Raw genomic sequence first — 8,796 nt, 5'->3', positions numbered from 1 at the left:
TAATAAATATACATAAATAACATATGGATTTATAAAAAACAGTATATTTAGATACCATTAAGTTTAAAAATATAATATAAAAAACTTGTAAAAATAAACAACAATATATAAAAATTATAAAAAAATAAGTAATAATATTCAAAAGTACCAAATAAAAATATTGTGCAACATTAATATTGCTAATTTTTTAAAATTTTGTTATTCTAATTTTAGCTTAACAGAGTTAAAATAAATTTATAAATATTTAAGATTAGGAGGAGCGATTTTCATCATGGAAAATATTCAATTAAAACCTAAACGTAAGAATAACTTCGCAAATTTTATTAAAAATTTAAAAAGAGATGTTACTCTTTGGCTTTTTGTTATTCCAGGTATAATAATTACATTTATATTTAGTTATATACCTATGTATGGGGTGCAGATAGCATTTAGATATTACAACTTTAGAGATGGATTTTCTGGTAGTAAATGGGCTGGTTTAGCACACTTCATAAGATTTTTTGACTCGCCTTATTTCTTTATTACACTTAAAAATACATTTATATTAAGTTTTTATTCGCTTTTAGCAGGATTTCCTATTCCTATTATATTAGCACTTATGTTAAATGCATTTAGACATAAAAGATACAGAAAAGTAATACAAGGGGTTACTTATGCTCCAAACTTTATATCAGTTGTTGTTATGTGTGGTATGATAATCTTGTTCTTATCTCCAACATCTGGTATAATTAATCACGTTATACGTAGTTTTGGTGGAGACCCTATAAACTTTATGGCTAAAAAAGAACTTTGGAGACATATATATGTATGGTCTGGTGTATGGCAAGGTATGGGATGGGGCTCAGTTATTTACTTTGCAGCTTTATCTGGTGTTAGTCCAGAGCTTCACGAGGCAGCTATAGTGGACGGTGCTACAAAATTCCAAATAATTAAATACATAGACTTTCCTAGTATTTTACCAACAGCTACAATACTGTTAATTTTGAGTTGTGGTAGCCTTTTATCCGTTGGTTTTGAAAAAGTATTCTTATTACAAAATGATTTAAATAAATCTGTTTCTGAAGTTATATCTACTTACACATACCAAGTAGGTTTAATAGATAGGGATACGTCATATTCTAGTGCGATTGGTTTATTTAACTCTGCAATTAATGCTATTTTCCTTGTAGGAGTAAATAAAATTAGTAATAAATTATCTGGTAGCGGATTATGGTAATAGGAGGAGTATTATGGCAAGAGAAAAAAAGAAAGCAATAAAAAGATCAAAAAGTGATGTTATATTTGACGGTATAATTTTTGTCATATTAACATTTATATTACTTATAGTTGCTTACCCATTATATTTTATAATTATATCTTCTTTTAGTAGCCCAGAAAAAGTATCTTCTGGTCAGGTTATATTTTATCCTCTTGGGTTTACTTTAGAAGGTTATAAAAAAGTATTTGAAAATAAACAAGTTATTACAGGTTTTGTTAACTCATTAATATATACAACAATTGGTACTAGTGTTAACTTATTATTAACTATACCAACAGCTTATGCTTTATCTAGAAAAAAATTTCAAGGTGGAAAAATTGTTACTATATTTTATATGATAACAATGTTTATTGGTGGTGGTATGATACCAACATACTTAGTTGTTCAAAAACTTGGTTTATTAGACAGTATGTGGGCATTAATACTACCAGGGTCATTAAGTGTTTATAATATGATAGTTGCAAGAACATTCTTCCAACAAAACATATCAGAAGAACTTTATGAAGCAGCAGAGCTAGATGGCTGTGGACACGGAAAATTTTTCTTTAGTATAGCATTACCATTATCAAAAGCTATTATAGCTATTATGGTATTATACTATGGTGTAGGGCATTGGAACTCATACTTTAGTGCATTATTATATATGCAAACAGAAGAAAAATATCCATTACAATTAGTTTTACGTTCTATATTAGTACAAAACTCTGCTCAATTATCTCAAACAGTAGTTTCTGCAGCTCAGCAAGAAGCTTTGAAAAAACAACAAGAAGCAGTAGAATTAATGAAATACTCGTTGATTATTATTTCAAGTATACCAGTTTTAATATTATATCCATTCATACAAAAGCACTTTACTAAAGGTGTAATGATTGGTTCTGTTAAAGGCTGATATGTTAAAATAAAAAATATACAATTAAATGTGTATTTTATATAATAAATAATATAAAATTATTTTTAAGGAGAGATTATAGTTATGAAAAGAAATTTTGTTAAGAAGATTTCAATTTTATTATCAACATTACTTATGACACAAGCTTTATTAACAGGTTGCGGTGGAGGAAAAAGTAATTCTGCTCAATTTGATGAAAATGGTAAACCTATATTAGAAGTAGATGAAAATGGAAAAGTTAATGGTTTAATGAATAAAGAAGGATTACCTTTAGTAGACAAAAAAGGAGATTATACATTTTCATTATTTGTAGATAACTCTACTCCATTAGAAGGACAATTTGTTTGGCCTATGTTAGAAGACCAAACAAATGTTAAAGTAGATGTAAAACAATATGCTTTTGAAATTGCAAAGGAAAAGTATGGTTTAGCATTAAGCTCTGGTGACTATACAGATGTTATTGGTGGATGGTGCTTAAGTCCAACAGATATTTTAACTTATGGTGTTGATATGGGTGTATTTATTCCATTAGAAGGATATTTTGAAGAGTTTGCTCCAAATATTATGGAACTTCTTGAAATGCCAGGTGTTAGAGAAACTATGACTGCTCCTGATGGACATATTTATGCTATACCGTATGTATTAAATTCTCCAAAAGTAGACTTTAGCCCATTTATTAACCAAAGATGGTTAGATAATTTAGGATTAAAAATGCCTACTAATACAGAAGAATTTAGAGAAGTTTTAAGAGCGTTTAAACAACAAGATGCAAATGGAAATGGTAACCCTAATGACGAAATACCATTCTCTAGTGACCCTAATAACAGAAAATTAGGTTATCTTGCAGGTTGGTTTGGTTTACCAGTTCAAGCTGATGGATTTACTATGATAGATGGTAAATTAGAATTTGGTGCTAATAGAGAAGAATTTAAACATATGATAGAATATATGGCTAGCTTAAATGCTGAAGGTTTATTAGACCCAGAGCTTTTCACACAAGATTTAGCTACTTGGAAAGGTAAAGGTAACCAAGATTTATATGGTGTATCTATAGCATATGGTAGTGGTGACTTTAAACAAATACCACCAGGTGAATTACCAGAGTTTAAACCACTTCCAGTATTATCAAGTCCACAATCTTCTGAGCCAAAATGGTTAGCAGATTCACTTGGTATAAAAACTTTAAAAAATCAAGTTGTAATTACAGATAAAGCTAAAAATCCAGAGATAATTGTTAGATGGTGGGATAACTTCTATGAAGAAGATAACTCTTTCCAAGCATTAAATGGACCTTTTGGTGTAACTGTTGAAAAATTAGGTGAAAATCACTATAAAGTAAAAGATAGATTAAAATTAACTCCAGAAGAAGATGAAAAATATAGCTGGGCTAATATGTTCTGTCAATCATTACCTAAAAACTCTTTAGAGGAAAATATGACAGTAGAACACGAAAATCCAACAAGTTATGATGAGAAAAAAGCTGTAGATGCAGCATATGAACCATATTTTGTAGGTAATGATGGTAACGGTAATTTTGATGTTATCCCTTCTTACTGGGTAGAATCAGAGTATTCTTCTAAATTAACAGAGTATACTGTTTCTATAAGAGATTATATAGAGCAAAAAGTAGCAGCTTGGATTAGTGGTCAAGCAGATGTTAATAAAGAATGGGATTCATACCTTCAACAATTAGATAAATTAGGTTTACAAGAATATATTAAAATTCGTCAAGAGGCAATTGGTCAAAAATAATTTCTAAATAAAAAGGTTTTTTCTTATTTCAATATATCAAAATAATAGTATATAATTAAATATAGTATATAAAATTTTTGAAACTATTGAAATAAGTGAAAGCCTTATTTTTATATAACTATATATCAAAATAAAAATTTATATATAAAATATATTATATATTTTCATTTAAAAACTAAAAATATTATAATTGAAAGAAGGGTAGTAATATGTTAGAAGAAGTAAATCTTGAACAAAATGAAGATGAGAAAGAAATAGTATCTCAAGGTGTACATAATTATAGCCAAGAAGAAGACTATGTATGGCCAACAGATGATAGGGTATTAAAAAAATTAGAGTGGTTTAAAGACCAAAAATTAGCATTGATGATGCATTGGGGAGCATATTCCCAATTAGGCATTGTAGAATCTTGGGCTTTAAGTGATGCAGATGCAGAATGGTCTAGAAATTGTATAGATTGGGATGTATCGGCAGAGGAGTTTAAAAATCAGTACTTTAACTTAAATAAATCTTTTAATCCTGTTAGATTTCAACCATATAAATGGGCAGAAATGGCAAAAGATGCAGGGTTTAAGTATTTAATATTTACAACAAAACATCATGATGGTTTTTGTATGTGGGATACAAAATATACAGATTACAAAACAACAGGAAAAGATTGCCCATTTAGAACACATAAATATGCAGATATATGTGCACATTTATTTGAAGCATTTAGAAGACAAGGACTTGGTATTGCAGCTTATTTTTCTAAAGCAGACTGGCATATAGATAGCTACTGGAGTGAAAAATATGCAAGAGGTAAATATCAATGGAGAGGGCCTTCTTATGACCCATTAGAAGAACCAGAAGAATGGGAAAGATTTGTTCAATTTACACAAAATCAAATAAAGGAGATTGGTACAAACTATGGACAAATAGATATTATGTGGTTTGATGCAGGTTGGGTAACAAAAGAAATAAGTCAAGATATAAGGCTTGGAGAAGTAATAGATGAGATTAGAAAATATCAAAAAGGTATGCTATGTGCAGATAGAACAATAGGTGGACCTTATGAAAATTATGTAACACCAGAACAATGTGTGCCAGACAAACCTTTAAATGTACCTTGGGAAAGCTGTATAACAATGGGGACATCATTCTCATTTAAATATGAAGATGAGTATAAAAGTCCAAGAGAAATAATATGCCTGTTGGTAGATATAGTAGCAAAAGGTGGTAACCTTGCACTTAATATAGGACCACAGCCAGATGGTAGATTGCCACAAGGTGCTATTAAAACAATGGAAGGTATGGGGCAGTGGTTAAATAAATTTGGTGAATGTATATACGAAACAAGAGTATGTGCACCATATAAAAAGGACGGTGTAGCATTTACACAAAAAGAAAAAGAAGGAAAAGTATATGCTATACATACCTATACTGATGAAAGTATATTATCAAAAGAAGAAATATTTATACCATATATAGAAGAATTTAAAAATATAGTATGTTTAAATACACAGACAGAAGTAGAATACACTAAAAATGAAAAAGGTATAATAGTAAAATTACCTAAAGAAGAACAAGGTATATCTACAATAGCTCACGTATTTTGTTTAAATAGATAATAAATTTTATTTCATATATTATCAAGAAAGATTTACGGGTATGATTTTTAAGTTTTTAGGAGTATTTTTTAATAAATGTTTTTTAAATAGTCTTATAAGTAAATTTGAAGATATAGAAGAAAAACATTTTTGTAAAATAAATGTTTTGAATAAGTTGTAATAAAAACATATATTCCTATATATTTTTATTAATAAAATTAATACAGACACCTGTATATAATTTTTTCTTTAGAAATATAAGTCATATTTTAATAGAAAAAATAGATGTATATTTATCTACATCTATTTTTCTATTTTATTTAACATAGGCTTGCAAAAAGAAATTATATCTCTAGCAGTTTCTACTATATTACTGTGAGAACCAGAATTTTCAAATATTATAGATACTACAATATTAGGATTTTCTGTTGGTGCAATACCTAAAAACCAAGTATGGTCTTTTTCGTTGTCTATTTGAGCAGTACCTGTTTTTGCTGATATGGATATATTTTTAATCTGAGCTTTTACACCTGTACCATTTGTAACTACTTTTTTTAACATATTTTTAATAGTTTGAGCAGTATCTATAGAAAAGGCTGTTGTAAGATTTTTTGGCATATTTTTGGTTATAGTTTTTCCTTTATAATCTAATGTGCTATCAACTATATAAGGCGACATTATCAAACCATTATTAGCAACTCCACAGCCTATAAGAGCAATATGAAGAGGTGTTGTTAATGTTTTACCTTGACCTATATATGTTTGCATAATCTCATCAATAGGAGAATTAATATCTAATGAAAAGCTACTTTTGTTATAATCTAAAGGAAACCCTAAAGGTTTATTAAAAAGGGCCCTATTAGCAACATTAGATAGTTGTTCTGGAGTTATTATACTTGATAAATTAACAAAAAAGCTATTACAAGATACAGCTAAAGCTTGCTCCAAATTTATTTCTTTATGAGCTTTTTTATCAAAACAATCTATTTTTATATCTTCATATGTTTCATATCCTTTACAAGTGTAAGTGTAGTCTTCCCAGTCATTATAGTTTTCTATAAAAGTTGCTGCTGTTATTATTTTAAAAACAGATGCAGGAGGATATAACCCTTGAGTAGCTCTATTTACAAGAGGGTTATTTTCTGTATCACTAATTATAGTATCCCAATTTTTAGACACATTATTAGGGTTAAAACTAGGAGATGAAACCATAGCTAATATTTTACCGGTAGTGCTATCCATAACAACAATTGCACCTTTTTTGTTTTTTAATTTATCATAACAATATTGTTGCAAATCTTTATCTATTGTTAAAACTATACTGTTTCCTTGTAATACTTTATTTTTATTAATTTGTAAATTTAATTGTTGCAATAAAGAATTATTTAATGTTTGTAGCTCAAAATTATATTTACTTTCTATTCCATATCCCCCATTAGATATAAACCCTACTATATGAGCAAAAACATCATCATAGTTATAAACCCTACTTTCCTTTGTTTGTGCTATAATATTAAAACTTTTATCTAAAATAGCACCTCTTTTTATATTATTGTTTTGGCTAGCTTTTACTCTTGGATTATACGGATTGCCTATTATAGTATCGCTTTTAAAAAAAGTGAAAAATAGTAAATAAACAATAAGTATAAAAAATAATAAAAAATAAAACCAAAATACTTTTTTTATATTAGAACGCATAATATCACCTACTAAATTTCTACTTCTTGGTAGTTTTTGTTATCTTCGTGCACATTATATTTAGCATTTCTTATAGAAACCCATTGTAAAATACCTATTAAAACAAAGCTTATAACAATAGAGCTACCACCATAGCTTACAAAAGGTAGAGTTACACCTGTTAAAGGTATTAGCTTAGTAGCACCACCTATTATTAAAAATGTTTGGAAACAAAGTAGGCTAGTCATACCAGATGATAAAAGTCCTAAAAATTTGTTTTGGCTATTTAAAGATATTTTAACACCTCTATAAAAAATCATAATAAAAACTAATATTACACCAATTCCAAAAAATACACCAAATTCTTCACATATAGCAGAAAAAATTAAATCTTTTTCTACAACAGGTATGGTGTTTGGCATACCCCTGTTAAATCCACTACCCATAGGTGCATATGTTCCTATAGCAAAAAGAGATTGTGCAATTTGGTATCCTTTATTATCTATGTCAGAAAAAGGATTTAGCCATATTTCTACTCTTACTTTTACGTGGTTAAAAAGTTTATACCCTATAACAGAACCTATACAGGCTAAAAATGAACCTAATAAAACAATCCAAGTTTTAGATGTGGATATATAAAGTATAACTAAATAAGTCATAAAAAATATTAAGGCACTTCCTAAGTCTGTTTGAAAAACTAAACAAATAATAAATACAAGAGACATTATAGAAGGGAATATTAAATCTTTTATTTTTAAGTTATGATATGAAAAACAAGAGGATAAATAAAAGATAAACAATATTTTTACAAGCTCTGATGGTTGAAAAGTAAACCCTTTTATAGAAATCCAGTTTTTAGCACCACCATTTTCTGTGCCAAGTAATAATGTATAAAGTAATAATGAAAGCCCTAAAAATAAATATATATATTTAAAAAGATTTAATCTTGGTAATATATTTAATATTATAGGTATTATTAAGCATATACAAAGGCCTAAAATAAGCCAAACAAATTGCCTTTTTGCCAAATGTGGATTTAGCCTATATAGTTCTGATATACATAAGGATATTAAAAAGAATATACCATTCCATATTAAATGACAGCTATTTCTATATATTAAACAAGCTATACCATTGCCTAATATTATAAATATAAGGGTTAATAAAAAAAATAAAATAGTATTTAAATTTAATTGTTTAGTTTCTCTATTAAATATAAGTATCATAAAAGTAGACGTATGGAAGAAAAAAATAATTAATCTTTGTAAAAATAGATATAGTCTAGTATTAATTGATATAATATTTTTTTCTCCAAGGCATATTAAAAATCCTAGCAATAAGAATATACTTATGTATATAATAAAAATGTATCTAGAAATATCTAAAATTATTTCATACATAAAAATCTCCTATAAAACACCTCTAAAAAAATGTCCGTTAGTATATTCTATATTTTTAAATGGACTATTCTTAATATTAAAGTGTTCTTTATTTATTAAAGTATCATTATAATAGTTTATAATATTTTTTATGTTTTCTTTATCTTCATCTATGAAGCTAATACGAAAATATTGAGTAGAAAGTTTATTAAATTCTTCGTATTTATTTAATACAAATAAAGGAATTTTATT

General features: G+C 27.4%; 7 protein-coding genes. 4 read left to right on the top strand and 3 right to left on the bottom strand.

Annotated features, from left to right (window positions below):
* The first annotated feature begins 271 nt into the window (after window positions 1-271).
* The 4 genes from R5Z65_RS08850 to R5Z65_RS08835 all read left to right on the top strand — a co-directional run bounded on the left by R5Z65_RS08850 (window position 272) and on the right by R5Z65_RS08835 (window position 5,509).
* Entirely contained in the window at window positions 272-1,216 is a 945-nt protein-coding gene (locus tag R5Z65_RS08850; RefSeq protein ID WP_317368617.1) for an ABC transporter permease subunit, read from the top strand.
* 13 nt (window positions 1,217-1,229) lie between these two features.
* Window positions 1,230-2,147: a carbohydrate ABC transporter permease gene (locus R5Z65_RS08845; protein WP_317368615.1), complete on the top strand. Its 918-nt coding sequence runs from the start codon at window positions 1,230-1,232 to the stop codon at window positions 2,145-2,147.
* 84 nt (window positions 2,148-2,231) lie between these two features.
* Entirely contained in the window at window positions 2,232-3,899 is a 1,668-nt protein-coding gene (locus tag R5Z65_RS08840) for an extracellular solute-binding protein (RefSeq protein WP_317368613.1), read from the top strand.
* Between the two features lie 209 nt (window positions 3,900-4,108).
* Window positions 4,109-5,509: an alpha-L-fucosidase gene (locus R5Z65_RS08835; protein ID WP_317368612.1), complete on the top strand. Its 1,401-nt coding sequence runs from the start codon at window positions 4,109-4,111 to the stop codon at window positions 5,507-5,509.
* A 282-nt stretch (window positions 5,510-5,791) separates the two neighbouring features.
* On the opposite strand, the gene R5Z65_RS08830 is transcribed toward R5Z65_RS08835, so the two are convergent.
* The 3 genes from R5Z65_RS08830 to R5Z65_RS08820 all read right to left on the bottom strand — a co-directional run.
* Window positions 5,792-7,186, bottom strand: coding sequence for a penicillin-binding transpeptidase domain-containing protein (locus tag R5Z65_RS08830; RefSeq protein WP_317368611.1), 1,395 nt, complete (start codon window positions 7,184-7,186; stop codon window positions 5,792-5,794).
* A gap of 11 nt (window positions 7,187-7,197) precedes the next feature.
* Window positions 7,198-8,565 carry an FtsW/RodA/SpoVE family cell cycle protein gene (locus R5Z65_RS08825; protein ID WP_317368610.1) on the bottom strand — a complete coding sequence of 456 codons (1,368 nt, stop codon included), beginning with the start codon at window positions 8,563-8,565 and terminating at the stop codon, window positions 7,198-7,200.
* A 9-nt stretch (window positions 8,566-8,574) separates the two neighbouring features.
* Window positions 8,575-8,796: hypothetical protein (locus tag R5Z65_RS08820; RefSeq protein WP_317368609.1), on the bottom strand; the 222-nt coding region annotated here is incomplete at its 5' end.

Origin of the sequence: uncultured Tyzzerella sp. (assembly GCF_963558545.1) — a bacterium.
Classification (GTDB): Bacteria; Bacillota; Clostridia; order Lachnospirales; family CAG-274; genus Tyzzerella.
This window is presented reverse-complemented; position numbering and strand designations above follow the sequence as displayed.